Below are 24,172 nucleotides of genomic sequence, written 5' to 3' on the forward strand. Positions count from 1 at the left end.
ATCTAGGAGGGGTCAAATGAAGGGAACGAAGGGAATAAGGAAACTATTTTTGTTGGTTATCGCGGCGGCCATAATGTTGCTGCCGGTCGCGGCGGGCGCTGATGACCTGCCCAAGATGATCAGCGCCACCACCTATACCGTGGGCTCCACCGGCTACGCCATATCCATGGGCCTGTGCAAGGCCATTGAGGAAAAGGGCGGAATCAAAGTCAAGGTGGTACCCGCCGGCACCGACGTATCCAAGCTGATGCCGGTCATGTCCAAGGAGGCAGCGTTCAGCATCCTCACTGGGGCGGGCCAGTTTATGGCCAGCCGCGGGTTGCAGCTTTTCGCTGCCCCCAACATGGGCCCCCAAAAGCTGCGCCTCGTATGGGCGTGCAACATCGGAGCCGTGGCCGGCATGATGACCAGGGCCGATGCAGGCATCAAGACCCTGGCCGATCTCAAGGGCAAACGCGTGGCCTTTATACCGGGTTCTCCCGCTTGCACTTTCCTGCACGGTGGCTATCTGGCTTTTGGCGGATTGGACTGGAAGGACGTAAAGAAGGTCAAGGTTTCTTCCTGGAAGGCGGCCTGGAAGTCGGTACTGGAAGGCTCCAGCGACACGGCGCATTGCTTGGTCACTTCCAGCGCGGCCATGGAACTGGCGGCCTCCCCGCACGGTATCCACTGGCTTCCCGCTCCACCGCAAGACAAGGCGGGCTGGAAGCGCCTGAATTCCTGGTGCCCCTACCTGCGCCCCTATGAGGCCAAGAAAGGCGCCGGCATCACTCCTGAGAAACCGGCCCACATCGCTTCCTACTATTATGGTTTTGTGACCTATCCCCATATGGACCCAAAGTTAGCCGAGGTAATCACAGGCTCCATCTACAAAGGCTATGACATCTATGCCGACATGCACGCGGCCCTTAAAAAATGGACTCGCGCGGCCGCTTTGGATAATGGGGCTTTTGTGGTGCCCTACCACCGAGGATCGGTAGAGGCCTTCAAGTCTGCCGGCGCTTGGAGCGCCGAGCACGAAAAGATTCAGCAGATGCTGCTGGAACAGGAGAAGGCCAGGTTGGCTGGGTACGTCGCGGCTCAGAAATCCGCCAAGGGAAAAGGCATTTCCCAAAAGGAGTGGCCTAAATTCTGGGAGGAATATGCCCGCGAGCACAACCTGCTCTAAGACATATCACCGCGTATAACAGCCGCGGCGGCGTCTAGTGGACCCGCCGCGGCCCCTCGAGCCTCCCCGCCTGTATCTTTGGCATTGCTACAAAAGGTATGGCCATATGACAAAACCCGCCTCGGCAGATAAGCCTGTTGAGAACGCTGCGGCCCGGCGCCGGGAGTTAAAGGGGTGGCTGGGAATATACTTTCTAGCCACAACCACAGTTGGGGTATTCTCGGCCCTGTATCAACTATTTCACCTTGACTTCCTCGGTACCTTGATGGGCAGCGCCTATTACTACCTGCTTTTAGCCTGTTTCCTACCACCGGTGTTTTTGATCTATCCCATCAAGGGCCGAGCCATAAAAAACAGCCCGCCATCTTACGATGTGTTTTTTGCCGTGCTGGCCTTGGCCAGCAACTTGTATTTTTGCTGGCATGCCGAGGAGATCGGGGCCATGGGATGGGAAATCTACCCGCCTATGACGCCGCTCATCTGCGGCGTGGTGCTGGTGGTGTTGGTCTTGGAGGCCGCCCGCCGGGTAGGTGGCCCGGTGTTCGCCGGCCTGTGTCTGTTCTTCGCTACCTTTGGGTTATATTCATCGCATCTTCCCAGCCTGTTGCAAGGCATGTCCTACGGGCCCAGCCGCTTGGCCGCTTACTTCTCCATGGGACCCTCGGGCATCATCGGCCTGCCCATGCGGGTCGTCGGCAACATACTAATAGGTTACATGGTTTTCGCGGTGGCCCTGCAGGCGACCGGGGGTGGCAAGTTTTTTCTGGACCTGGCCTCGGCCCTGTTCGGTTTTGTGCGCGGCGGGGCGGCCAAAGTCTCCATCTTTTCTAGCGCCTTGTTCGGCAGCATCAGCGGCAGCTCCATTTCCAACGTACTTACTACCGGGGCCATCACCATCCCAGCCATGAAAAAAGCGGGCTATCCCGCCCATTATGCGGCAGCCATCGAGGCCTGCGCTTCCACCGGCGGAGTACTCATGCCCCCGGTGATGGGCGCCACCGCTTTTGTCATGGCCGAATTTCTAGGCCTGCCTTACGTGGAAATATGTATCGCGGCAGTTGTTCCCTCCGCCCTGTACTACTCGGGCCTATTTTTGCAAGCGGATGCCTATGCCGCCCGCACAGGCCTAAAGGGGATGCCCAGAGACCAATTACCGTCCCTGGGAGTAACCGTCAAGAACGGTTGGATCTACATTTTCTCGCTTTTGCTCCTGGTGTGGATGCTGTTGTACATGCGCTGGGAGGTGTGGGCGCCGTTCATTTCCGCCGCTCTGCTATTGCTGGTGGCGACTACCCGCCAGCACGAAGCGTTAAGGCTTAAACAGTGGGCCGGTTTTGTGCGTGGAGTGGGAACCGTGCTGGCCGAGTTGGCCGCACTGTTGGCCGCCATCGGTATGATCATTGGGGCCCTCTCCATTACCGGCGTGGCGCACTCGTTTTCCAGCGAGATCATCAAACTGGCTGGCGGACAGGTCTGGTTACTTTTAGCCCTTGGCGCGATCACCAGCTTTGTGCTGGGCATGGGCATGACCATCACCGCTTGCTACGTGTTCCTGGCCATGGTCTTGGCTCCGGCCTTGATACGCTCGGATCTCAACCCTCTGGCGGTGCATCTGTTCATCATGTATTGGGGTATGGCTTCCTACATCACCCCACCGGTAGCATTGGCCGCCTTTGCCGGCGCGGGCATCGCCGGTTCAGATCCGATGAAGACCGGTTTCAAGTCAATGCAACTGGGCGTGGTCAAGTATTTCGTGCCTTTCTTCTTTGTATTGAACCCAGGTCTCATCTTTCAGGGACCGCCTTGGGAGGTAGCCCAGGCGATTTCAGGTTGCTTTTTGGGGGTACTGGTGATCAGCGCCTCCATGGAAGGCTGGGTCCTAGGCCTGGGACGACCACCGCTTTGGCTCAGGCCGGTTTTGTTCATAGCTGGTTTAATGCTGGCCGCCCCCGAACTCATGACCGACATCGTCGGGCTAGTGCTTTTGGTGGCCTGCTTGCTGTTCATGTGGACCAATAGGCGGCGGCCGGGCCGGTTGCATAAAAAGGAGCAAAGTAATGTCCTGGCGCAGTGATTGTGAACAACTGGACCGTGCTCTGAAACAGAGGCTTTTCATTTCCAACGCCCCTGTGGCTGTGCGTCTGGTGAGCCCCGAAGAAGAGGCCCAGGCCCCTGCCTGGTTGCAGGAAATAAGGAAACCGGGCCAGGGGTTGCCTGAAAAGCTTTTAGTCTGTCAGGCCATGGCCATTGTGCGTTTGTATGGTTGGCAAGTTTTGGTGACACCGGAATCGGTTGAATGCCCCACCGGGCTGTTGACCATGGGCTGGGTGGATATGAGCCCGGAATATTTGCGCGGAGAGATTCCGGTGTCGCCTTTCAACCAAAGCGACGCGGCCAGGGGACGGCGCATGGAGGCGGTAACCTGCATGCCTGCGGGCAGCGTGGCTTCCATGGCCGCGGCTCCTCTGGGTGATTGTCCCTTTGAGCCCCAGGTGGTGGTTATTTACTGCACCCCCGGGCAAGCCATGCGCCTGGTGCAATCCACCCTCTTCGAGGAAGGCGGTAGTTTGGAATCGTCTTCCGCCGGGGCCCAGGGGTGTTCGCAATATTTGAGCCGGGTGATACTTAGCGACAAACCGCGCTACATCTTGCCCGGCAACGGTGACCGCATCTTCGGGCATGTGGAAGACCACCAGATGGCCTTTTCGTTGCCTTTAAGTTATGCCGGGCGTTTGGCTGAAGGCATAGAAAAGAGTCATGCGGGCGGCCAAGCTTACCCCGTGCCGGCTTATTTGCGCGCCGATTTCAAGGTGCCCAAGGCCTATGCCAAGGCCAGTGAGCACTTGCGGCAATATACCAAGGACAAAGCATGATAGGCGCTCGTGTCCCATCAGCGTTGCCCTTGTCCATGCATAGGAGCGGAAAATGCACATCAGCAAGATATTCATCCTGGGGGGCGGCACCATGGGGCGCGGCATCGCCCAGGTTTGCGCCCAAAGCGGTTTGTCGGTGGTGCTCTGCGACGCGGCCGAAAAGGCTCTGACGGAGGCCGAAAAACAGATCGCCTGGTCTGTGGGCAAGTTCATTCAAAAAGGTAAGGTCGCGGAATCTCTAGACCAGGTAATGTCGCGCATCGGCTTCAGCCCTAGCGTCGAGCAAGCGGCCGAAGCCGATATGATCATCGAGGTGGTGTTCGAGGATATCGAGGTAAAGCGCGAGGTCCTGGAGCAAATAAGCCGGGTGGCCTCACCCGACGCCTTGGTAGCCAGCAACACCAGCGCGATACCAATCACCGACCTGGCCGCCTTTGTGGAGCACCCGGAGAGGGTTCTGGGGCTGCACTTTTTCAACCCGGTTCCCCTAATGGCCGCGGTGGAAGTGATCAAGGGCAAATGTACCTCCCCAGAGGTATTGGATGCGGGCCGCGAGTTTGTGCTGCATATCGGCAAGGATCCCATAATGGTCATGCGCGACTGCCCGGGCTTTGTTATCAACCGCATAAACCTACCCTCCAGCATCGAGGCCATGCGCGTGGTGGAAGAAGGCGTGGCCTCGGTGACCGATATCGACAAAGGCGTGAAGCTGGCTTTGGGTAGACGCATGGGAATCTTCGAGACCGGAGACATCGTGGGCCTTGACGTGACCCTGGGCGCCTTGTCGTCCATCTACCAGGAGACCAAAGAGCCCCGTTGGCATCCGCCTATGATACTGCGCCGCAAGGTGAAAGCCGGACAGTTGGGCCGCAAAACGGGCACCGGTTGGTACCGCTACAGCGAGGACGGCAAGATGCTGGGCCCGGCGGAAGATTGAGGTTGAGACAATGGCCCTAGCCCAGTACGAAATCACGGATCAAGTAGCCATCGTCACCATCAATAACCCGCCCCTGAACGCCCTGGACGTTCCCACCAAGCTGGCCATTGAGGAAGCCTTTCTGGAGTTGGACCGCATCAGGGATCAAATGCGCGCGGTGGTCCTCACCGGCGGTGGCGAAAAGGCCTTTGTGGCCGGGGCGGACATAAAGGCCTTCGTAGACCTGGAGCCCGAGAGCGCCAAGCGCCGGTTGATGCGCAGCCACAAGGTCTACGAAGTGGTGGAGAGCTTTCACTGGCCGGTAATCGCGGCCATCCACGGTTTCTGCTTTGGCGGAGGCCTGGAGCTGGCCCTGTGCTGCGATGTGCGCTACGCCTCTCGCGATGCTCAGTTCGGTTTTCCCGAGGTGAAGCTCTCCATTTTTCCGGGTAATGGGGGAACCGTCCGGTCCCAGTACTTCTTGGGACTGGGGCGTTTCAAGGAAATGGTCTACTCCGGGGAAACTATCAGCTCCGAACAGGCCTTGCAGTACGGTCTCGTGGAAAAGGTGACCGAGAGCGGTCAGGTCATGGACGCCGCCCTTGAGTTGGCCCACAAGATTGCCAGGCGAGGTCCTTTGGGAGTGGCTGCCGCTAAAAAGGCCATAAATCGCAACCGTGACCTGCCTCTACAACAAGGGCTGGAAGTGGAATCCGACCTGTGGGCCGGACTCAGCTTGAGCCACGATATGAAGGAGGGCGCCAAGGCTTTCATCGAAAAAAGGAAGCCGAAGTATCTGGGCAAGTAGCTTTTGCCCAAGACGCTTAAAAGAGGTTACCCATCGCTTGAGACCAGTATAGTGCCTCGTATTGCTTTTAGGAGTTAACTATGCCCAAAGTTGCCGTAATCGGGGTGGGGCAGTCGGCTTTTGTGCGCGGCTACCCCGGCTCCATCCGTGAACTGGCCTTCGAGGCCTATGCCGAGGCCATGGCCGACGCCGGGGCCCAAAACAGCGACATCGGGGCCACGGTGATCTGCTCCAGCCCGGAGTATGACAAACAGCGTTCCCCGGCGGGAGTCATCGCCGAGTACTGCGGCCTCAACCCCCAGCCCACCTTCTACGTGGAGACCCTGTGCTCCAGTTCCTCCACCGGACTCAAGCTGGCTTATTCCCTGGTGGCCAGCGGCCTGCACGACAGCGTGATGGTGCTGGGCTTTCAAAAGATGAGCGAGATAACCAGCGCCGAGAGCCAGGAGCGCATGGGCCGCGGGGCGGATATCCAGTTCGAGAGCCCCTTCGGCACCATGATGCCCGCCTATTACGCCATGCACGCCAAGGCCTATCTGGACCACTTCGGGGCCAGCGAGGAAGACCTGGCCCGCATCCGGGTGAAGGCGGCCACCTACGGGCAGATCAACGCCAAGGCGGTGTACCGCAAGGGGGTGGAGCTGGAGCAGTGCCTCAGCGCCGATCCGGTTTCCAAGCCGCTCAAGGTATTTGACTGCTGCGCCAACGCCGACGGCAGCTCCTGCGTGATCGTGGCCAGCGAAGAGCGGGCCAAGGCCATGGGCATCACCAAGCCGGTGTGGATCCTGGGCATCGGCGCGGCCTCCATGCCCATCAACATGTCCTGCCGGGACAAGTTCCACGGCCTGGCGGTGGCCGAAGAAGCGGCCAAGCAGGCCTATGCCATGGCCGGTCTGGGCCCCAAGGACATCAACGTGGCCGAGGTGCACGACTGCTTCACCATCGCCGAGATGATGGCCTATGAGAACCTGGGCTTTGCCGAGCCGGGCCAGGGGCCGGAGCTTATCCGGGCCAAGGAGACCTACAAGGAAGGCTCCATCCCGGTGAACGTGGACGGCGGCCTGCTGAGCAAGGGTCACCCCATCGGAGCCACGGGCGGCAGCCAGGTGCGCACCATCGTCTTGCAGCTTCGCGACCAGGCGGGCGACATGCAGGTCAAGGACCCGCAGTTCGGTCTGGTGCACAACATCGGCGGCGTGGGCCTGTACGGCAACGTCACCATCTTCGGGAGGTGAGGCATGCCTAAACCGGAAATGGACACCCGTTTCAGCAAATTCGGCACGGTGAGCTTCACCGCGGTCACCAAGGTCAACGATTTCATCGGCTACCTGGAAGAGGGCAAGGTGGCGGGCACCCAGTGCACCAAGTGCGGCCAGAAGTTTTTCCCGCCCCGCTCCGACTGCTTCGCCTGCCCCGGTGAGCCTGTGGAGTGGTTCGAGGTGCAGGGCACGGGCAAGCTGATGACCTTCAGCGAGCTGATGTACGCGCCCATCGGCTTTGGCGAGGACCTGCCTTATGCCATCGCGGTGTTGGACTACGGCGACTTCAAGGTCTTCGGCCGCATCGGCGAGGTGCCCTTTGAAGAGGTGAAGATCGGCATGGAGATGGTGACCAAGGTCAACCAACTGCCCAACGGCAACCTCAACTACGTGTTTGAAAAAGCCTAGGCCGCCGGCTCAAAAGCTATAAAAAACGGCCCGCTCCCACCGGTTGGCGAGAGCGTGGGTGTATTGGAAAAAGGTGGAACTTGATTCCAGCCGCCATGGCAAGTCCACGCGCAATGCATTCATCTCGTCATTTAAAGAATTCTTCGGGAGGAATGCTTATGTAAACCTCCCCCGATTAGTGCCAGTCAACAGTAGAAACTTCAGGTGAATTTATAGCGAGGTATTCGGCTGGTGTCAGGTTGCCGAGGGACTCATGAGGGCGTTCCTCGTTGTACTCCTTGAGCCAGCGATCCGTGATTTCCCGCACCTCGCTTAGACGGGAAAATATGTAAAGGTCCAGCACCTCTTCCCGATAGGTCCGGTTGAAGCGTTCAATGTATGAATTCTGGGTGGGCTTGCCGGGCTGAGTGAAACCCAAATCGATACTATGCTCCTCGGCCCATTGGGCCATAGCTACACTGACCAGCTCCGGGCCGTTGTCCAGCCTCAGCCTGGACGGGTAGCCCCGCCAGGCAGCGATACGCTCCAGCACTCGGATTATCCTTTGGGCGGGGAGATTGACGTCCACCTCTATGGCCAGGGCCTCTCGATTGAAATCATCCACCACATTAAAGGTCCTGAATCGCTGGCCGCCATACAGGGCATCGCTCATGAAGTCCACCGACCAGCAGATATTGGCCAGATCCGGCACTGCAAGCGGCTGGGGATCACGAGTAGGCAGGCGCTTCTTACCCTTCCTGCGAAGGTTTAGCTTCAGGGCGCAGTACACTCGGTACACCCGCTTGTGATTCCAGCCATGTCCATCCCGCCGAATTACTTGAAACAGTTTGGCAAAGCCGTATCTGGGATATTTGTCTGCCAGCGAAGTCAGCGCCTCGATGATCGGACCATCGTCGCGGGGCTTGGGTCGGTAGGCATAAACCGACCGGCTCAGCCTCAGGGCGCGGCAGGCCCGGCGAATGCTCAGACCGTGCTCTTTGCACATGAACTTAGCCAGATCGCGCCGACCCGCTGGCCTTATATTTTTCTTTCGATGACGTCCTTCAGAGCCCGATTCTCAAGGCTCAAGTCGGCGTACATCTGCTTTAGACGCCTGTTTTCTTCTTCAAGCTCCTTGAGCCGGACGATGTCCGAGGCCTCCATGCCCCCGTACTTGGACTTCCATTTGTAGTAGGTGGCGCTGCTGACACCGTATTCCCGGCAGACCTCCTTGGCGGTCCTGCCCCCTTCCACCTCTTTCAGAATTTTGACGATCTGAGTTTCGCTGAATCTGGTCCTGCGCATCGTGAAGAGTCCTCCTTGCAGACCTCAGTCTGTGACCTGCTTCCCGAATTCTGGTCCATATCGGATGAGAAAATCGTCATAATTCTCATTTGACCAGGAGGACTGGATGAAGCGCAGGAGGTACACCGAGCCCCAGATCGTTTTTGCCCTGCAGCAGGCTGACAGCGGCACCCCGGTGGCGGAGATCGTGCGCAAGATGGGGGTGAGCGAGGCCACCTTTTACCGCTGGAAGAAAAAATTCGCGGGCATGGGCGTGGCGGAGATCAGGCGCCTGAAGCAGCTTGAGGAAGAAAACCGTAAGCTCAAGCAGCTGGTGGCTGACTTGAGCCTGGACAAGGCCATGCTGCAGGACGTCATAAAAAGAAAACTATGAAGCCTGTCCGCAAGCGTGCTCTGGCCGGCTATTTGGAGAAGGTATTCAAGGTCAGTGAGCGGCGGGCCTGCCAGGTGCTCAAGTTTGCCCGCTCCAGCCATCGCTACCAGAGTATTGCGGACAGGCAGGACGAATTGCGCATGCGGCTGAGGGACCTGGCCGCGGTCCGGGTCAGCTATGGCTACCGGCGCCTGCATGTGCTCCTGAGGCGGGAGGGCTGGCTGGTCAACGCCAAGCGGGTTTATCGCCTTTATACCGAGGAGGGGCTGACCATGCGCCGCAAGCGCCCCCGGCGCCGGGTGAGCGCGACCCGCCGGGTGGTCAGCCAGCCAAAGCCCAAGAGGAGCAACGAGAGCTGGTCTATGGACTTTGTGTCCGATCAGCTTTATTCTGGGCATCAGCTCCGGGTGCTGACGATAGTGGACAACTTTAGTCGTGAGAGCCTTGCTTTGAAGGCTGGTCAGAGCCTACGGGGCGATGATGTAGTGGCAGTGCTCAACCAGCTGGTCGCTGAACGTGGAGCCCCCAAATCCATCAAAGTGGACAACGGGAGCGAATTCACCTCTAAAGTCCTTGATCAGTGGGCGTACTGGAACAAGGTGGAGCTTGATTTCAGCCGCCCAGGCAAGCCCACGGACAACCCATTTATCGAGTCATTCAACGGACGTCTTCGGGAGGAGTGCTTAAACGAAAACTGGTTTGTGTCGGTGGTGGACGCCCAGGACAAGCTGGACACCTGGCGGCTGGATTACAACCAACATCGGCCACACAGCTCCCTGGGTAACATGACCCCGGAGGCCTATGCCAAGCAGGTGGGACCTGCCCCCTGCGTGGCCTCCCCCAGGGCTCCATCTCCAAAGAAGCAAACCTGGGAATCTCTCATCTCACCTGGACCCGAAACGGGTAGCACCTCATCTGCCAGAAGTCTCTACCTCAAACTGGCCCTATTTTAAGGGAGGGTTACACCTCTGTATCATTACGGGGGGTGTTGTTTATTTTGCCTAGTATTGGGCTACAGTTGATTCAACTTCCTCATCACCGAGGATGCCTCTTGCATGATATGGCCCACCAACTCGGCCATTGTGGGATTGGTCTTAATGCTGCCCACTACCTGGCCACAAGTGATAATTGCGTCGGGATCGCCGGTGAGCCAGGCGTTCTTGGTGCGCTGGCCGCTGATGTATGGCATCAACTTTTCCAGGCTGGCCCCGCTCTGCTCCATAAGAAGGACCTGACCAGCCCAATCATTGGCTAGTACTCTCACCCCGCTGCCGATACTTTTTTGAATTATCATGGTTTGATCAGAAGCTGCTTCAATTAACCGCTTCTTAATATATGGGTGCGCGGGGCATTCGGCCACGTTCAAAAAGCGGGTACCCATGAGTACCGCATCGGCCCCCAAGGCTAGGCCGGCCACTAGAGTACGGCCGTCGCAAAAGCCGCCACCAACGATCACCGGGACATCAAGGGCTTCAGTGACCTGGGGGGCCAACACCATGGTGGACACCTCATCCATACTTGGATGGCCGCCACATTCGGTCCCTACTACTGTCACGATGTCCACCCCCAGCGTTTGCGCCTTAATGGCGTCGCGCAGGCGGGCGCATTTGTGGATGTGGGTGAATCCCGCCTGCTTGATGAAGGCCCGGTGGGGTTCGGGGCTGCGCCCGGCGGTCTCTAGAACCTTGACTTCTTCGTCGGCCAGGATGTCCAGGGCCTCGTCCACCTTGACTGCCGAATGCCCTGGGAACAATGAGACGTTGACCCCGAAAGGCTGATCGGTAAGGTCATGCAATTTGGCGATTTCTTCTTTAAGCGACTGTTTGTCTGGGTACATGGCCGAAGCAAGACAAGCCAGTAGACCTGCGTTGGCTGCCGTCGCCACGAACTCTGCATTGGAAAGATACATCATGGTGCCGCATTGGATGGGATACTTGATCCCTAGCATTTTTGTAATCCTGGTTTCAAACATCTAGTTTATTCCTTTCATCCAAATCTCAAGCAAACATTCCAGCCGCCGACTTCAAGCGCCGCCTAGCATACTTCATCATGCACCTCAAAAGCCAGGTACGGATGGAAATTAAAAATCAGGGCTCGGCCCTGCAGATTCTGGCCCGAGGGACATACCTATAGCCCAATCGACTTGCTCTAGTTGCATAAAGGAGCCAAGCATTAATGGGTTAGGCAAAAAACGGTAACCGTCATAATCTCAGTAGCCGCCATCATAATCCCACACGCCTTCAATATAAACAATGCGACCTCATCCCACTACCACCGACTTGTAATTGGTCGATCGCAGCAGTCTATTATGATGGAAGGGGACCGAATTGGAATGTGACCTAAAGTGTCTCCCGCCAAAGACCTAAAAAATATATTTTATTCCCGCGTCGCAGCAATACCTAGCCTTACAACGCGGCGATATGTAATGGTTCTCATCAGACAATTAGACAAATTGATCATCTATCTAATTCAAGGTTCAGCGTTAGGATGTAGCGGAGACGGCAACATAAAAAGCTTGTTATTGGTATGTAAGATTGTATACGATAACCAATATATGTGCGCTAATTATGGTTCAACTCTGATCTAGATGTAATTAGGAGTCAGGCAATGGACAAAATCATTTATGAAAAACGAGGTCATATCGCCCATATCACCTTAAACCAGCCCGAAAAGCTCAACGCCTTGGGAAGGACGATGGCCAGGGAACTGTCCCAGGCCTGGGTGGATTTCCGCGATGACGACAATCTATGGGTAGCTATCCTAGGGGGCAAGGGTAAGTCATTTTGCGCCGGGGCCGACGTGAAGGAGATGGAGAGGGGAGAGTGGCGCTTCCGAGATTCCGTGCTCTTGGGTGACGATGCGGCGTTGCCTCATGCCAATGATTTGTATAAGCCGATCATAGGCGCGGTGCAGGGACATGTATACGGCGGTGGCCTGGTCATGTTCTTGGAGTGCGACCTACGCCTGGCCGCCGACAACACCAAACTGGGCTTGCCCGAGGGCCGGGTCAACGTGCCCTTCCTGTTTGCGCCCTTCATCTTCGACTATATTCCCCGGGCGATTGCCTGCGAAATGATCCTTACCGGCAGACCGCTGCAACTGCAGCGGGCCTATGACCTTGGGGTGGTGAACCGGGTGGTTTCCCAAGCCGAGTTGGTAAATGCGGCGGAGGAAATGGCGGAGCGTGTATGCCAGATGGGCCCTCTTGCTAATTTCACAGCCAAAGAACTCTACACCCGAGGGCAACGCATGAGTCCTCAGGAGGCTATGACCTTGCTGGAACGGTTGACCCCTCCGGTCTGGAATTCCCAGGATTCCAAGGAAGCCAAGCAGGCCTTCATCGAAAAGCGTAGCCCACGCTGGCAACTGAAATAGGACTAGGCATTAGACAACAACATAGCCAGGAGAGGGCGGGAAGACGGAATTTGCTATGATTGTCTGAAGCTACCGCCAGCGGTCTGCCTGCTTGGGATCAAGGATGGAGAGGGTGTCGGATGCCTAAAAAAAGCAGCCCCCTTAGGGAAAAAATCTATAATAAATTGATCGAGGACATCGTCACCGACAGGCTCAATCCCGGTGAACGGTTGTCTGAGGCCAGCCTGGCCAAACGCTTCAAAGTAAGCCGCACTCCCATCAGAGAGGCCCTGCTCCAGTTGGAGAAGTTGGGCTACGTTGTGCACCAAAAGAATGTGGGCACCGTGGTAAAGAAGATCTCTCCCGAAGGGGTACGCGAAATATTTGAGGTGGTGGCCGCCTTGGAGGGCATGGCGGTGGAGCTTTTTGGTAAGCTCCCTCCCTCGCCGGAGGATATGGCCCAACTGGCCCGCTTGCATGAGTCCCTAAAGCGATACACAGAGCACCAGGACTTTGCCGACTACTACGAGGGCAATCGCCAGTTTCACGATTTCTTTGCCCTCAAATCGGGCAATAAGACCCTTGTTAAGCTAACCCGCTCGCAGCGTGATCGCATATACCGCATAGTGGCCCGAGGCAGTACCCTGCCCATTCACATTCACCAGTACGCGGCAGGCCACGAAGCCATCATCAAGGCCTTGGAAAAGGGTAAGGCGGAGTTGGCAGGCTCCATCATGAAAAACCACGTGCTGGAAGCTGCCTATCTCATTTCGGGAAACCTAGAGCCATTGCCTTGGTCACCATTTCCCAGCCATGACTGATATCAGCAATGGGGTATGCTGGCGGGCTTAGGGGCAGTCTCCCTTTCCCTAGACCGTTAGCCAATCACTATTAAACGAGAATTTTGACCGGATGGTTCACGGGTAGTTTCAAACGACCACCCTGCTTAAAAACTGGTTGACTTTCACACATGCAGTTAATTATACATAATTGTATACTATAGTACACACCACCCGTGATCCGCACTTCGCTGAGCAGCCCGCATATTATCGTCACCCGCTAGAATGAAAGGGCAATCCCTTTGCAACGCTACTTTGCCAATCCAGCCCTTGACGCGCTATCGCCGGAAGAAATCTACGTCCTGCAGGAGCAACGCCTGGTTCCCCAGCTTACCTATTGCCGCGACCATTCTGAGTTCTACCGCGAAAAGTTCCGCGCCTGCGGCGTCGAACCGGGCGATATCAAAACCTTGGATGACCTGCGGGCCCTGCCGGTTTTCATGAACAAGGACCAAGAGCGCCTGAACGCTCAGGAGTCACTGGAACGCGATGGCCATCCCTTTGGCACGCATCTGTGCGCCGACCCCAAAGACATCTACCTCACGGGCACCACCTCAGGCACCACCGGCATGCCCACCTTCACCTACACCTTCACTAAGCAGGACGTGGAGACCATCGCCCCAGCCCTGGGCTGGCGCTTCGCCTATAACGGCCTGGCCTACGGCGACCGGGTGTTGTTCATCTTTGCCCTGGGCATCTACGCCACCAGCATGTCCCTGTGGGGACTGCGCAGCATAAAAGGAGTGCCCATCGACGTGGACGCCCGGGCCGGTTCCGAGCTTATGCTGCGTTTTGCCGATATCACCCGGCCCAAGTACATGGCCACCACGGTGTCTCTATCGGAGTACCTCATTGGCAAGGCCCCGGTCGTGCTGGGCAAGGAGGTGGGTGAGCTGGGTTTCCGGGGTCTTTTCCTTACCGGCGAGGTGGGGGTGAGCATCCCCGAGGTACGCCAGCGCATTGAGTCGGCCTATGGATGCCGCATATACGACTACTGGGCCCCGGCCGGCCATGCCATCGCCATCACCTGCGATTCGCCCAGCTACAGTGGCATGCACTGGGTCGCTCCGGACCTGTGCACCAGCTTCGATGACCTGGTGGACCCGGAAACCAAACAGCCAGTGCCGGTGGTGAATGGCGCGGTGGGAGAAATGGTGATTACCTCCCTGAGGCGTCAAGCCTCCCCACTGCTCAAGTACGCCACCGGCGACATCGTGCAGGTGTGGACCGAACCCTGTCCCCACTGCGGTTTCCCCGGCAAGCGAGCTCAGCTCATAGGCAGGGCCGACGATATGTTGGTGGTCAAGGGAGTGAATATTTATCCCGCAGCCATCAAACAAGTGGTGCAGGGTTTCACTCCGCAGGTTACTGGCGAGATGCGCATTGTACTGGAGACCCGGCCCCCCCGTGTGGTGCCGCCACTCAAGCTAAAGCTGGAACGCTCGGGCCAGGTGGTCGACACGGACTTGGAGGGTCTGGCACGGCGTATCGTGGGAGCCATGCACGATCAGCTTAAGATAAGGCCAGAAATCCAATGGGTAGATTCGGGGAGTCTGGAAAAGTCCACCCGCAAGACGCCTTTGTTTGAAAAGAACTATGAATAGCAGGACGAGCGGTTAGATATGTCATTTGAAATCGTTCCCTTGACCTTGTGCTACTACCAAGCGGAAAAGGGCTACATGACCTATATGACCGGCTACGGGCAAAACATCATCCGCCCCTTTGTGGTGTGGTTCATCAAGGGGACGTCCAAAAACATAATAGTGGACAGCGGAATAGAGTCCCAGGACTACCGCGACTACCACCCCGGATTCAAGGACCTGGAAATCACCCACCTGCAGAGTTTTGACGAGGCTTTAACCTCAGTGGGCATCACCCCGGAGCAGGTGGACATAGTGGTGCAGACCCACTTGCATTTCGACCATTGCTACAACCTGAGGCGCTGCATCAACGCTGAAGTGCTGGTGCAAAAGGCAGAACTCGACTTCGCCATGGACCCGGTACCCTACGCGGGCATATACCGTCCGGAGCTTTGGGAAGGGGCCAACCTGAAACTCATCGAGGGCGAGTATGAAATAGAGCCCGGCCTAACCTTGTTGCCGGTACCCGGACACGCGGCCGGCGGGCAGGCGGTCTTGGTGGATACCAACAGCGGGACGGTGGCCATCGCAGGCATGTGCACCTGCCAAGAGAATTTTTATCCTGAGGCCGGGCACCCCATGGTCGGCGACGACCACACCTTGTTGCCAGGCATACTCTTGAACGCCCGCGATGCCTACGAAAGCATGGTACGGCTCAGAAGCCGTGCCGATAAAATACTGGCTTTGCATGATCCTGACATCCTGCAACAAAAAATTATCTCCTGAGCAAGTAAAAGATGTGAGCACGATCAAGCCAGAAAATCCTGTTCCTATTTCCGCGGGAGGGAAAGATGGTGAAGAAACAGATCACGCGTAGAGAATTTGTGAAAGTGGTGGGGGGCGGCGCCATGGTTGCCGGGGCGGCGACCTTCGGAGTGCCCACCCTGCTCAGGGCTGCCAACAAGCCCATCAAGTTCGGCCAGCTCAATACAACCTCGGGCATCATGGCCAGCCAGGGCGTGCCGGCCATGCGCGCCGCGCAGATCGCTCAGGATTTCATCAACCAGTCAGGCGGGATCATGGGGCGCAAGCTGGTGCTGGTGCAGGAAGACGACCAAGTGAAGCCCAGCGTGGGCGTGCGCAAGTTCAGAAAGCTGGTCCTCGAGGACGAGGTGGAATTTGTCTTCGGCACCAATTCCAGCGGCGTGGGCCTGGCCTGCGTGCCCCTGGCCAACGAGTTCAAGAAAATATTCATCTCCACCTCCATGAGCGACAAGTACACCGGCGCCAACTGCAGCCCATACGTGTTCAGGATCGGCGAGTCCACCAGCATGGCCTCCAAAGCCAGCGCCTATTGCATGGTGGCCAACGCTCCGGACGTCAAAAAGTGGGCCGGAATCAATCCCGACTACGTCTTTGGCCACGAATCCTGGGAGTTTTTCAAGCAGGGCATGAAGGACAAAAAGCACCCGGTGCAATACGTCAAAGAGTCTTTTTCACCCTTTGGCTGCCAGGACTACAAGCCTTACATCACCGCCCTGCTGGAATCCAAGGCCGAAGGCGTGTTCACCTCCCTGTGGACCGGGGACCTGATCAACTTCATAAAGCAGGCCAAGCCGTTCGGATTCTTCGACAAGGTCAAGGTGTTCGTCAACAACACCACCGCCGTGGCGACCTCCATCGGATTGGGCAATGAGATGCTGCCCTTCTGGGGAGAGGCCCGCTACTATCCCTTCTATCGGGACTCCGAGCTCAACCGCAAGTACATCGGCATGTACCAGAAGAAGTTCGGCGGATACCCCGCGGCCGATACCGGAGCGGAATGTTTTGCCGCGGTTCTGGCCCTGAAGCTGGCCATTGAAAAGGTCGGAACCACGGACACCCCCAAGGTGATTGCGGCCCTGGAAGGCTTAGAATTCGAAGTCCCCGAGGGCAAAAAGTGGATCCGTCCCGAGGATCACAGCGGCATCGACGAGGTGGTGCTGCTGGGTAAATTTCATCACGACCCCAAGTACCCCTTCTGGGTGTACGACCCCAAGACCTACTTCACGGTGCCGGGCAAGGAACTCGCCATGCCCCTGGACCAGACCGGCTGCAAGATGGCCAAGCCCTAAATTCCCAACGACGACAAATCGCCCCCAGGGATTTTCCCTGGGGGCGTGCAACCTGCCCGCGAATATTAAGCTTCTGTAATTCGGAAGATAAAACAGACGCATGGAATTTTCCTACTTCATATATCAGCTGATCATCGGTCTGTCCTATAGCATGTTGCTGTTTTTGATCGCATCGGGTCTTACCATTATTTTCGGTCTGCTGAATATTCCAAACTTTGCCCACGGCTCCCTGTATATGCTGGGGGCCTACTTCACATACTACTTCCTAAAGAGTATTCCCGGGCTGCCCTTCGGCCTAGCCATTGTATTTTCTGTAATGGCGGTGGGAATCATCGGAGCGGTCCTGGAGTTCATCCCCCTTCGCAAGATATATGAAAGAACGCACGCCCTGCAGTTGTTGATGACCTTCAGCTTCATTCTGATGATCGACGACGCCACCAAATATTTCGCGGGCACGGATTTTCTCAGCATTGCCATACCCAAGCTTATGGATGGGGCCATCACCCTCCCGGGCGATCGGGAAATGCCGATCTACTCCATTTTCATCATCCTGTGCGGCCTGGTGGTTGCCTATCTGCTTTGGCTCGGGTTGTACAAGACGCGACTGGGTAAGTTGATCCAGGCGGGCACCGCTAACAAGGAAATGCTCAGCGCCCTGGGCATAAACGTACCCAGGCTCTTTACCCTGGTCTTTATTTTAGGCGCCATCCTGGCCGGGATGGCGGGCGGCCTGTCGGGCCCTCTCAAAGCGGTCAGCGTGGGTATGGGCGAAACGGTGATCATCACCATCTTCGCCATCGTGATCGTGGGGGGGGTGGGCAGTCTGAAGGGCGCCTTTATCGCGTCCATTTTGATCGGGGAGTTGAACACCTTCGGGGTGGTCTTCTTCCCCGACTTCGCCATGGCATTCACTTATATCTTGGTGATCGTGGTCCTGTTGACCAAGCCGGAAGGCTTATTCAGATCAAGGTAACGGAATAAAGTCATTGATTATGCCTTCTAAACCGCATAGATTTGAAAACCCCATTATCTGGTTTATCGCCAGCTTGATTATTCTTTGGGTCGCCCCATTATTTTTGCCCACCTTTTATGTCTACCTCATCACCGAAATATTGATCGTGAGCCTTTTTGCGGTGAGCACCAACGTACTGCTGGGCTTCACCGGGCTGTTGTCATTCGGCCAGGTGGCGTTTTTCGGCTCCAGCGCCTATGCGGTGTCCTTGCTGATCAAGGGAACCAGTTTGCCCTTTGCGGCCTCGTTTTTCATCTGCGTGGGAATGAGCGCCCTGTGCGCTTTGATCATCGGCTTGTTCTGCATGCGCTTACGTGGTTTCTACTTCGCCATTATCACGCTGGCCTTCTCGCAAATATTTTTTGTGGTGGCCTACAAGTGGTCCAGCCTCACCGGCGGAGACGACGGAATCGTGGGCATACCCAAAAAGCCGTTCCTGGCCATGAACATCGACGGGCCGGAAGCCTATTACCACTTCGTGCTGCTAGTGGTGTTGGTGTCCATGGCCTTGCTTTACCTCATAATCAGGTCGCCCCTGGGCGAGGTGCTGCAAGCCATCCGCGACAATTCCGAGCGTACCGAGTTTCTGGGTATCCAGGTTCGCAACTACCGCCTGGCCTCCTTCGTGATAGCCGGGACCTTCGGGGGAGTGGCCGGCGCCCTGTTCGCGCCGTTCCAGGGAATCGTCACCCCGGAGTTGCTGCACTGGTCCCACTCAGCGGAGCCGCTCATGATAAGCCTGCTGGGCGGCATGTACTTTTTCTTCGGTCCCATCGCTGGAGCCATCATCTTCGTGTTCATCAAGGAATGGATCACCGGTTTTACCGAGTATTGGATGTTTTGGTACGGCCTTTTGCTCATGCTGCTCATCATGTACCTGCCCGGGGGCATCATGGGGTTCGTGTCCGAGCATTTGAAACGCGGCAAGGATGATTCCAAATGAGTCTGTTAGAGGTACGCTCGGTCAGCAAATCCTTCGGCAAGCTGCAGGCGGTCAACGGCCTGGACTTGGCAATCGAAGAAGGAGAGGTGCGCTGCATCATCGGGGCCAACGGTGCGGGCAAGACCACTTTGTTCAATCTGATATCCGGACGCATTAAGCCTGACAACGGGAAGGTGGTGTTCGCGGGCAAGGAGATATCAGGTATGCGCCCGCCCCACATTGTGCGCAAAGGGCTCAGCCGCTCCTTCCAGGTTTCCAATTACTTCTCAAACCTCAGCGTCTTTCAAAACGTGCGCATCGCCGTGCTCTCGCGTATGCGCAAAAGCCGTATCTTTTACTGGCCGGTGAGCCGCCTGGAACAAGTGAACCAGCGTGTAAGTAAGATACTGGAAGACTTCAGCCTGCTGCCCTTGGCCGATGTCATAGCTGACAATCTGTCCCACGGTGACCGCCGCAAGCTGGAGATAAGTCTGGTGGTGGCCCAGGAGCCCCGCATGCTCCTGTTGGATGAGCCCACCGCGGGCATGAACTCCACGGAGACCGAAAGCACCATCCAGTTGATCAAGGACCTGGTAGGCCGCATGCGCCTCACCCTGCTTCTCACCGAGCACGACATGAAGGTCGTGTTCTCCTTGGCCGACAAAATCACCTTCATGCATTACGGGCAAGTGGTTTGCGAGGGGCTGCCCCAGGACATCAAGAACAACCGCGACGTGCAGGAGATTTACTTGGGAGGGGAAGTGTGCTGATCCTGGAAGTGGACCGTATCAACACCTATTACGGCAAGAGTCACATCTTGCAGGACGTTTCGCTGAAAGTGGAACAGGGGCAGATCGTAGCTCTGCTGGGGCGCAACGGGGCGGGCAAGACCACCACTCTGCGCAGCATAATGGGGCTTACCCCTCCCCGAAGTGGGGCCGTTCGCTTCAAGGGCCAGGATATTCAGCGCTGCAAACCTTTTGAGGTGGCTCGCAAGGGGCTGGGCTTTGTGCCTGAAGACCGGGGGATATTCCCAGACATATCCGTGCTGGACAACCTTACCGTCGCCGCCAAGCAATCAGCCGATGGACAAAGACGCTGGTCCCTTGAAAAGATTTACCATTACTTTCCGGTGCTCCAGCGCTTGCGGGACAACAAGGGGCAAAACCTAAGCGGGGGCGAGCAGCAAATGCTTACCATCGCGCGCACCCTGATGACTAACCCAGACCTCCTGCTGTTGGACGAGCCTTGTGAGGGCTTGGCCCCTCAGATCGTGAACCAGGTGCTCTTTGGCCTGATCAAGAGTCTCAAGGAGCAGGAGGGGGTGACCATTCTCCTGGCAGAGCAGAACGCCAGATTTTGCCTGGGTCTGGCCGATTGGGGTTATTTGCTGGACAAGGGGGCGGTACAATTCGACGCCAGCAGCGAGGAAATCACAAGCAACGAGGAAATACAGCGCAAGTATCTCTCCCTCTAATCCCACCTCAGCACCTGCCTTATTTTGATTGAGCGCGCCACCACAGTCCTTACGGGGGCTCTACCTACGGTGTCGGCGCTGCAAAGGAGAGGAAAAATGCTCATCCCGTTCTGCTGTGACCTACTCAGTTGACGATATCGGCTACAGGCTTAACTATGGCGATTAGGGCGAAAATTAGCGTAGTATTTGCTAGCTAAAATCAGGCTGGCTTTTGAGCGGTGGACATCAAGTGATTTCCACTGGTTCGCTGATCCACCCCATTTTTGGCGGACACCCGGTTAAGCGAGTAAATTGCTTAACGGAGGTGATCCATGACCGATGAGAAGAGTCGGAGGCAGGTAAGCCGTCGGCGGTACTCGGGCGAGTTCAAGACAGAAGCCTATGGCCTTGCCGAGCAGGTGGGGGTGTCCGGTGCGGCGAAGCAGCTTGGCCTGCATGAATCTCAGCTTTATGCCTGGGGCAAGAAAGCCCGGTATGAGGCGAGCCGTAGCGAGACCGAAAAGGCACTGGCCATCGAGAATGCCAGGCTCAAGCGCCAACTGGCCAGGCAGGAAGAGGAGTTGGCCCTGTTAAAAAAGGCGGCCGCGTACTTCGCGAAAGGCCTGAAGTGAAGTACGCATTTATACACAAGCATGTAGGCCAAGCCAGCATCCGAGTTCAGTGTGAAGTTTATGGCGTGTCGCGTAGCGGCGATTACGCTTGGCGGCGCAGGCAAGATCACCCCCGCCGAAGACAGTTTGCCCGTTATCGGCTGGACCAGTTGGTGGCAGAGGCCTTTGCCGCTCGTAAGGGCCGTAGCGGCTCGGTGGGGCTTACCCTTGACCTTGATGAGTTGGGCCACAATTATAATCGCAAGACCGTAGCAGCCAGTATGAAAAGGCAGGGGCTGGTTGCCAAGGCGGCTAAGAAGTACAAAGCTACCACCGACGCGGATCACAACTTGCCGGTTGCCCCGAACCACCTGGGTCAGGATTTCAGCGCCCAAGCCCCGAATCGGAAGTGGGTCTGCGATATCACCTACCTTTGGATCGGTTAGGGCTGGCTGTGCCTGGCGGTGGTGCTGGATCTTTTCTCGCGCATGGTGGTTGGTTGGGCGATGGATAAACGCATGAAGGCCAAGATAGTCCGCGATGCCCTGCAAATGGCCCTTTGTCGGCGAAAAATGCCCAGAGGCGTGATGGTCCACTCGGATCGAGGCAGCCAGTATTGCTCAAAGCAGTATAAGGCCCTCGTGGCCAAACACGACTTGACCCCCAGTATGAGCGGCAAGGGCAATTGCTATGACAATGCCTGCGCCGAGAGTTTCTTCCACACTCTCAAGGTGGAGATGGTCCACGGCGAGAGCTTCACCACACGTGAGGACATGCGTCGGGCCATATTCGAGTATATTGAAGTGGACTACAACCGATCCATAAGGCACAGCGCCAACGGCTACATCAGCCCGATGGCCTTTGAACGCAAAATGGTCGCTTAACTAATTGTCCGCTGTTACTGGGTAGGATCAAGCCTGCCGACATTAAAGGCGGGATTCAATCGTCCTGTGGGCAGAGGTATGCACCCCAGTCTCCCCAAAATAAGCAAAACCAAGGGTCGACGCGGGGGCCGGGAGCGCCGGTCGATCGGGGCGCCAAGGTATCTAGCCGTTCGCCTCAGGGCCGACCCTTTCGCCGGCCGAACGCTTTCGGGAGGAGCGGTTTAGAAACGCCCCGCCCAGCATGATCATGCAGCCCCCGACCACCAGGCGCCAGGATATGGGCTCGCCGAACATCACCACCCCCCAGGCCGCGGCGATGACCACCTGGCTCATCAGCACTACCCCCCCCTCAGCTGCGGGCAGGTGGAAGAAGCCCTGGTTCATCAGCACCTGGCCGAAGGTGGCCACTACCCCGATGCCGACCAGATAGAGCATGCCGATGCCGCTGGACAGCACGGGCTCGGAGCCTATGGCCAGGGGCCAGATGGATACCACTGCCGCCGCCAGGCAAAAGAAAAAGTAGATGGCATACGGGCTGTGCCGGCTGGAGAGGCGGCGTACCAGGGAGGTGTTTAGCCCGGCCAGCACGGCCGTGATCAGGGCATAAATATGTCCCAGGCATAGCTGGATGCCACCACCGCGGAACAAAATTACCAAAGTGCCGGCAAAGGCCAGAGCCAGAAAAAGCCAGTCGCGGGGGGCAAGGCGCTCGTCATTGAGCCAGGGCGAGAACAGGGCCGCGAAAGCGGGGAACATGTAAAACAAAACCATCACCTCGGCCAGGGGTATCTGGCGCAGGGCCATCATCATGGACAAAAAGCCGAAGGTGCCGGACAGCCCTCGCAAAGAGAGCAGCTTCAAGTCCGGGCCCACCAGCGGCACCTTGTACACCAGAGCCACGGCGGCCATGAGCACGATGCCCACCAGGGCGCGGTAGAAGCTGATCTGCCAGATGCCTACCTGACTGCCGGCGAGCTTCACTCCTACCCCCACCAGGGCAAAGAAAAAGGCCGAGCCCACCATGCATACCGCCCCCGCCAGGCGCTTATTGCCTCGCGGGTTGGCCATATCAATAGGCTCCGGCTGATGCTGACGCGTGCATGGGCGGCTGTCTGCCTTTGTCCACGGCACTAGACTGGAAACAGTTCAGGGCTTTTTCCCTGGCCAGTCAAGAATCGTAGATATTGGGTTATCTCGTTCAGGGGTATCCAATCCATGATCGAGGCATGGAAGAAAGATTACAACCGAAAGCGTATCCACAGGTCCTTGGGCAACCAAATTGGAAATACCGCCCAAAAAAGACGCTATGCCACCGTTGCTTTGTGGGCCGGACGGTTGACCAATACCAGGCCGATGCTGATCAGGGCCAAGGACAACAATAATCGCAGCTCCACATTTTCATGCAAAATCCAAAACCCACTGATGAACACCCCGGCCACTGGTGTGAAGAAGGTGAAGGCCTGCACCAGGCTGGCCGGGTGGTGGTGGATCAGGTTGAACCATGCCAGGTAGCTGATGAAGGCCACTATTACCGACTGATAGAAAAGCGAGAAGGCCCCGAAGCCGGTTAGGCTGGCCGACAGAGGGTCTTCCAGCAAGAAACTGGCTGCCAACAACAATGGCCACGAGAAAAAGAGTTGGTAAAAGAACGTTTGGAGGGCTTGTGCACGTTCGGCCAGGAAACGCTTTAGATAGACGGTGGTGGCTCCCCACAGGGCCCCGGCAGTTAGTGAAAACAGATCGCCCAACAGGAACCTGGGCGTGATTCGGTCTAGACCCTGGCCAAACAGGACCACCAAGCCGCCGAAGGCCAGCACCAAGCCTGCCACCTTCAGGCGCGTCAAGCGGTCGTTTGGCAGCCAGAAATGGGCCCCCACGGCCACGAAAAACGGCGCAGCATACAGTATAGCTGCGGGCCACGTTGGTCAAGATCATGCCAGGATAAAGAAAGCCGAACTCTGTGCCGAAGAAAAGGCCTAGGACTAAGCCGTGAACCGCCACCACCCGGTTCGGAAATACCCGCACCCCCTTGAACACCATCCACACCCACAGGCAAAATGCGGCCACTACCGAGCGAACTCCGGCCTGGAAAATGGGAGGCAATTGGCCTGCGGCCAGCTTGACCACGGCCATGTTGGCGCCCCAGAGCAGTGCCAGGGCCATCATAGTCAGGACCAAGCCTATGCTTAGGCTCTGATCAATTTGTGATCCTAAAGGTGCTGCTACCGCCTGTTTCATCGTATTACGCCGCAGGATGAAAATAACTTTGACCAAACCAGGAAATAGTGGCCCAAATTATGCGGCTACGGCC

At 57.0% G+C, this 24,172-nt stretch carries 20 protein-coding genes and 2 pseudogenes; 18 read left to right on the plus strand and 4 right to left on the minus strand.

Annotated features, from left to right (window positions below; all coding sequences use genetic code 11):
* Window positions 1–16 precede the first annotated feature (16 nt).
* From AACH32_RS08770 to AACH32_RS08800, 7 genes are all read left to right on the plus strand, one after another.
* Window positions 17–1,168, plus strand: a complete 1,152-nt coding sequence (locus AACH32_RS08770) for a TAXI family TRAP transporter solute-binding subunit (protein WP_338606415.1) — start codon at window positions 17–19, stop codon at window positions 1,166–1,168.
* A gap of 106 nt (window positions 1,169–1,274) precedes the next feature.
* Window positions 1,275–3,242: a TRAP transporter permease gene (locus AACH32_RS08775; protein WP_338606416.1), complete on the plus strand. Its 1,968-nt coding sequence runs from the start codon at window positions 1,275–1,277 to the stop codon at window positions 3,240–3,242.
* Window positions 3,226–4,041, plus strand: coding sequence for a DUF169 domain-containing protein (locus tag AACH32_RS08780; RefSeq protein ID WP_338606417.1), 816 nt, complete (start codon window positions 3,226–3,228; stop codon window positions 4,039–4,041). The genes AACH32_RS08775 and AACH32_RS08780 overlap by 17 nt, the downstream gene beginning before the upstream one ends.
* A 52-nt stretch (window positions 4,042–4,093) precedes the next feature.
* The gene (locus AACH32_RS08785) at window positions 4,094–4,978 is read left to right on the plus strand and encodes a 3-hydroxyacyl-CoA dehydrogenase family protein (RefSeq protein WP_338606418.1); all 885 of its coding nucleotides are present in this window, start codon (window positions 4,094–4,096) and stop codon (window positions 4,976–4,978) included.
* A 10-nt stretch (window positions 4,979–4,988) separates the two neighbouring features.
* Entirely contained in the window at window positions 4,989–5,765 is a 777-nt protein-coding gene (locus AACH32_RS08790) for an enoyl-CoA hydratase/isomerase family protein (protein ID WP_338606419.1), read from the plus strand.
* 80 nt (window positions 5,766–5,845) lie between these two features.
* On the plus strand, window positions 5,846–7,000 hold the full coding sequence (locus tag AACH32_RS08795) for a thiolase C-terminal domain-containing protein (protein WP_338606420.1): 1,155 nt from the start codon (window positions 5,846–5,848) through the stop codon (window positions 6,998–7,000).
* Between the two features lie 3 nt (window positions 7,001–7,003).
* Window positions 7,004–7,432: a Zn-ribbon domain-containing OB-fold protein gene (locus AACH32_RS08800; RefSeq protein WP_338606421.1), complete on the plus strand. Its 429-nt coding sequence runs from the start codon at window positions 7,004–7,006 to the stop codon at window positions 7,430–7,432.
* A gap of 175 nt (window positions 7,433–7,607) precedes the next feature.
* Here AACH32_RS08800 and AACH32_RS08805 read toward each other — a convergent pair.
* A protein-coding gene (locus AACH32_RS08805; RefSeq protein ID WP_338598789.1) for an IS3 family transposase occupies window positions 7,608–8,716 on the minus strand; the annotation gives its coding sequence in 2 pieces (ribosomal slippage) (window positions 7,608–8,464 and window positions 8,464–8,716; 1,110 coding nt in all).
* Window positions 8,717–8,822: 106 nt separating this feature from the next.
* On the opposite strand from AACH32_RS08805, the pseudogene AACH32_RS08810 reads away from it, so the two are divergent.
* Window positions 8,823–9,910, plus strand: a pseudogene (locus AACH32_RS08810) (IS3 family transposase); the annotation flags it as partial.
* A gap of 191 nt (window positions 9,911–10,101) precedes the next feature.
* On the opposite strand, the gene AACH32_RS08815 reads toward AACH32_RS08810, so the two are convergent.
* Complete coding sequence (locus AACH32_RS08815; protein ID WP_338606422.1) at window positions 10,102–11,061, minus strand: NAD(P)H-dependent flavin oxidoreductase; 960 nt, start codon at window positions 11,059–11,061, stop codon at window positions 10,102–10,104.
* A 635-nt stretch (window positions 11,062–11,696) separates the two neighbouring features.
* Between AACH32_RS08815 and AACH32_RS08820 the strand changes: the two genes are divergently transcribed.
* From AACH32_RS08820 to AACH32_RS08865, 10 genes and pseudogenes are all read left to right on the plus strand, one after another.
* Complete coding sequence (locus tag AACH32_RS08820) at window positions 11,697–12,464, plus strand: enoyl-CoA hydratase/isomerase family protein (protein WP_338606423.1); 768 nt, start codon at window positions 11,697–11,699, stop codon at window positions 12,462–12,464.
* Between the two features lie 119 nt (window positions 12,465–12,583).
* The gene (locus tag AACH32_RS08825) at window positions 12,584–13,264 is read left to right on the plus strand and encodes a GntR family transcriptional regulator (RefSeq protein ID WP_338606424.1); all 681 of its coding nucleotides are present in this window, start codon (window positions 12,584–12,586) and stop codon (window positions 13,262–13,264) included.
* Between the two features lie 260 nt (window positions 13,265–13,524).
* Window positions 13,525–14,886, plus strand: a complete 1,362-nt coding sequence (locus AACH32_RS08830; protein ID WP_338606425.1) for a phenylacetate--CoA ligase family protein — start codon at window positions 13,525–13,527, stop codon at window positions 14,884–14,886.
* 18 nt (window positions 14,887–14,904) lie between these two features.
* The gene (locus AACH32_RS08835) at window positions 14,905–15,648 is read left to right on the plus strand and encodes an N-acyl homoserine lactonase family protein (RefSeq protein ID WP_338606426.1); all 744 of its coding nucleotides are present in this window, start codon (window positions 14,905–14,907) and stop codon (window positions 15,646–15,648) included.
* A gap of 65 nt (window positions 15,649–15,713) precedes the next feature.
* Window positions 15,714–16,976 carry an ABC transporter substrate-binding protein gene (locus AACH32_RS08840; protein WP_338606427.1) on the plus strand — a complete coding sequence of 421 codons (1,263 nt, stop codon included), beginning with the start codon at window positions 15,714–15,716 and terminating at the stop codon, window positions 16,974–16,976.
* Window positions 16,977–17,076: 100 nt separating this feature from the next.
* A complete protein-coding gene (locus AACH32_RS08845; protein WP_338606428.1) occupies window positions 17,077–17,949 on the plus strand; it encodes a branched-chain amino acid ABC transporter permease in 873 nt (290 codons plus the stop codon).
* Between the two features lie 103 nt (window positions 17,950–18,052).
* Window positions 18,053–18,931 carry a branched-chain amino acid ABC transporter permease gene (locus tag AACH32_RS08850; protein WP_338606429.1) on the plus strand — a complete coding sequence of 293 codons (879 nt, stop codon included), beginning with the start codon at window positions 18,053–18,055 and terminating at the stop codon, window positions 18,929–18,931.
* The gene (locus AACH32_RS08855; RefSeq protein WP_338606430.1) at window positions 18,928–19,680 is read left to right on the plus strand and encodes an ABC transporter ATP-binding protein; all 753 of its coding nucleotides are present in this window, start codon (window positions 18,928–18,930) and stop codon (window positions 19,678–19,680) included. Before AACH32_RS08850 ends, AACH32_RS08855 begins: the two co-directional genes overlap by 4 nt.
* A complete protein-coding gene (locus AACH32_RS08860; protein ID WP_350341571.1) occupies window positions 19,680–20,387 on the plus strand; it encodes an ABC transporter ATP-binding protein in 708 nt (235 codons plus the stop codon). The genes AACH32_RS08855 and AACH32_RS08860 overlap by 1 nt, the downstream gene beginning before the upstream one ends.
* Before the next feature lie 311 nt (window positions 20,388–20,698).
* Window positions 20,699–21,861 (plus strand): annotated as a pseudogene (locus tag AACH32_RS08865) (IS3 family transposase).
* A gap of 162 nt (window positions 21,862–22,023) precedes the next feature.
* Here AACH32_RS08865 and AACH32_RS08870 read toward each other — a convergent pair.
* Together AACH32_RS08870 and AACH32_RS08875 are read right to left on the minus strand one after the other, a co-directional pair.
* Window positions 22,024–22,929, minus strand: coding sequence for a DMT family transporter (locus AACH32_RS08870; protein WP_338606432.1), 906 nt, complete (start codon window positions 22,927–22,929; stop codon window positions 22,024–22,026).
* A gap of 236 nt (window positions 22,930–23,165) precedes the next feature.
* Entirely contained in the window at window positions 23,166–23,678 is a 513-nt protein-coding gene (locus AACH32_RS08875; RefSeq protein ID WP_338606653.1) for a DMT family transporter, read from the minus strand.
* Window positions 23,679–24,172: the final 494 nt, after the last annotated feature.

The organism is Desulfoferula mesophila, from assembly GCF_037076455.1.
Classification (GTDB): domain Bacteria; phylum Desulfobacterota; class Desulfarculia; order Desulfarculales; family Desulfarculaceae; genus Desulfoferula; species Desulfoferula mesophila.

Coding starts and splice junctions, on each gene's coding strand:
- AACH32_RS08770 (WP_338606415.1), top strand. CDS start 17: ATGAAGGGAACGAAGGGAATAAGGAAACTATTTTTGTTGGTTATCGCG.
- AACH32_RS08775 (WP_338606416.1), top strand. CDS start 1,275: ATGACAAAACCCGCCTCGGCAGATAAGCCTGTTGAGAACGCTGCGGCC.
- AACH32_RS08780 (WP_338606417.1), top strand. CDS start 3,226: ATGTCCTGGCGCAGTGATTGTGAACAACTGGACCGTGCTCTGAAACAG.
- AACH32_RS08785 (WP_338606418.1), top strand. CDS start 4,094: ATGCACATCAGCAAGATATTCATCCTGGGGGGCGGCACCATGGGGCGC.
- AACH32_RS08790 (WP_338606419.1), top strand. CDS start 4,989: ATGGCCCTAGCCCAGTACGAAATCACGGATCAAGTAGCCATCGTCACC.
- AACH32_RS08795 (WP_338606420.1), top strand. CDS start 5,846: ATGCCCAAAGTTGCCGTAATCGGGGTGGGGCAGTCGGCTTTTGTGCGC.
- AACH32_RS08800 (WP_338606421.1), top strand. CDS start 7,004: ATGCCTAAACCGGAAATGGACACCCGTTTCAGCAAATTCGGCACGGTG.
- AACH32_RS08815 (WP_338606422.1), bottom strand. CDS start 11,061: ATGTTTGAAACCAGGATTACAAAAATGCTAGGGATCAAGTATCCCATC.
- AACH32_RS08820 (WP_338606423.1), top strand. CDS start 11,697: ATGGACAAAATCATTTATGAAAAACGAGGTCATATCGCCCATATCACC.
- AACH32_RS08825 (WP_338606424.1), top strand. CDS start 12,584: ATGCCTAAAAAAAGCAGCCCCCTTAGGGAAAAAATCTATAATAAATTG.
- AACH32_RS08835 (WP_338606426.1), top strand. CDS start 14,905: ATGTCATTTGAAATCGTTCCCTTGACCTTGTGCTACTACCAAGCGGAA.
- AACH32_RS08840 (WP_338606427.1), top strand. CDS start 15,714: ATGGTGAAGAAACAGATCACGCGTAGAGAATTTGTGAAAGTGGTGGGG.
- AACH32_RS08845 (WP_338606428.1), top strand. CDS start 17,077: ATGGAATTTTCCTACTTCATATATCAGCTGATCATCGGTCTGTCCTAT.
- AACH32_RS08855 (WP_338606430.1), top strand. CDS start 18,928: ATGAGTCTGTTAGAGGTACGCTCGGTCAGCAAATCCTTCGGCAAGCTG.
- AACH32_RS08870 (WP_338606432.1), bottom strand. CDS start 22,929: ATGGCCAACCCGCGAGGCAATAAGCGCCTGGCGGGGGCGGTATGCATG.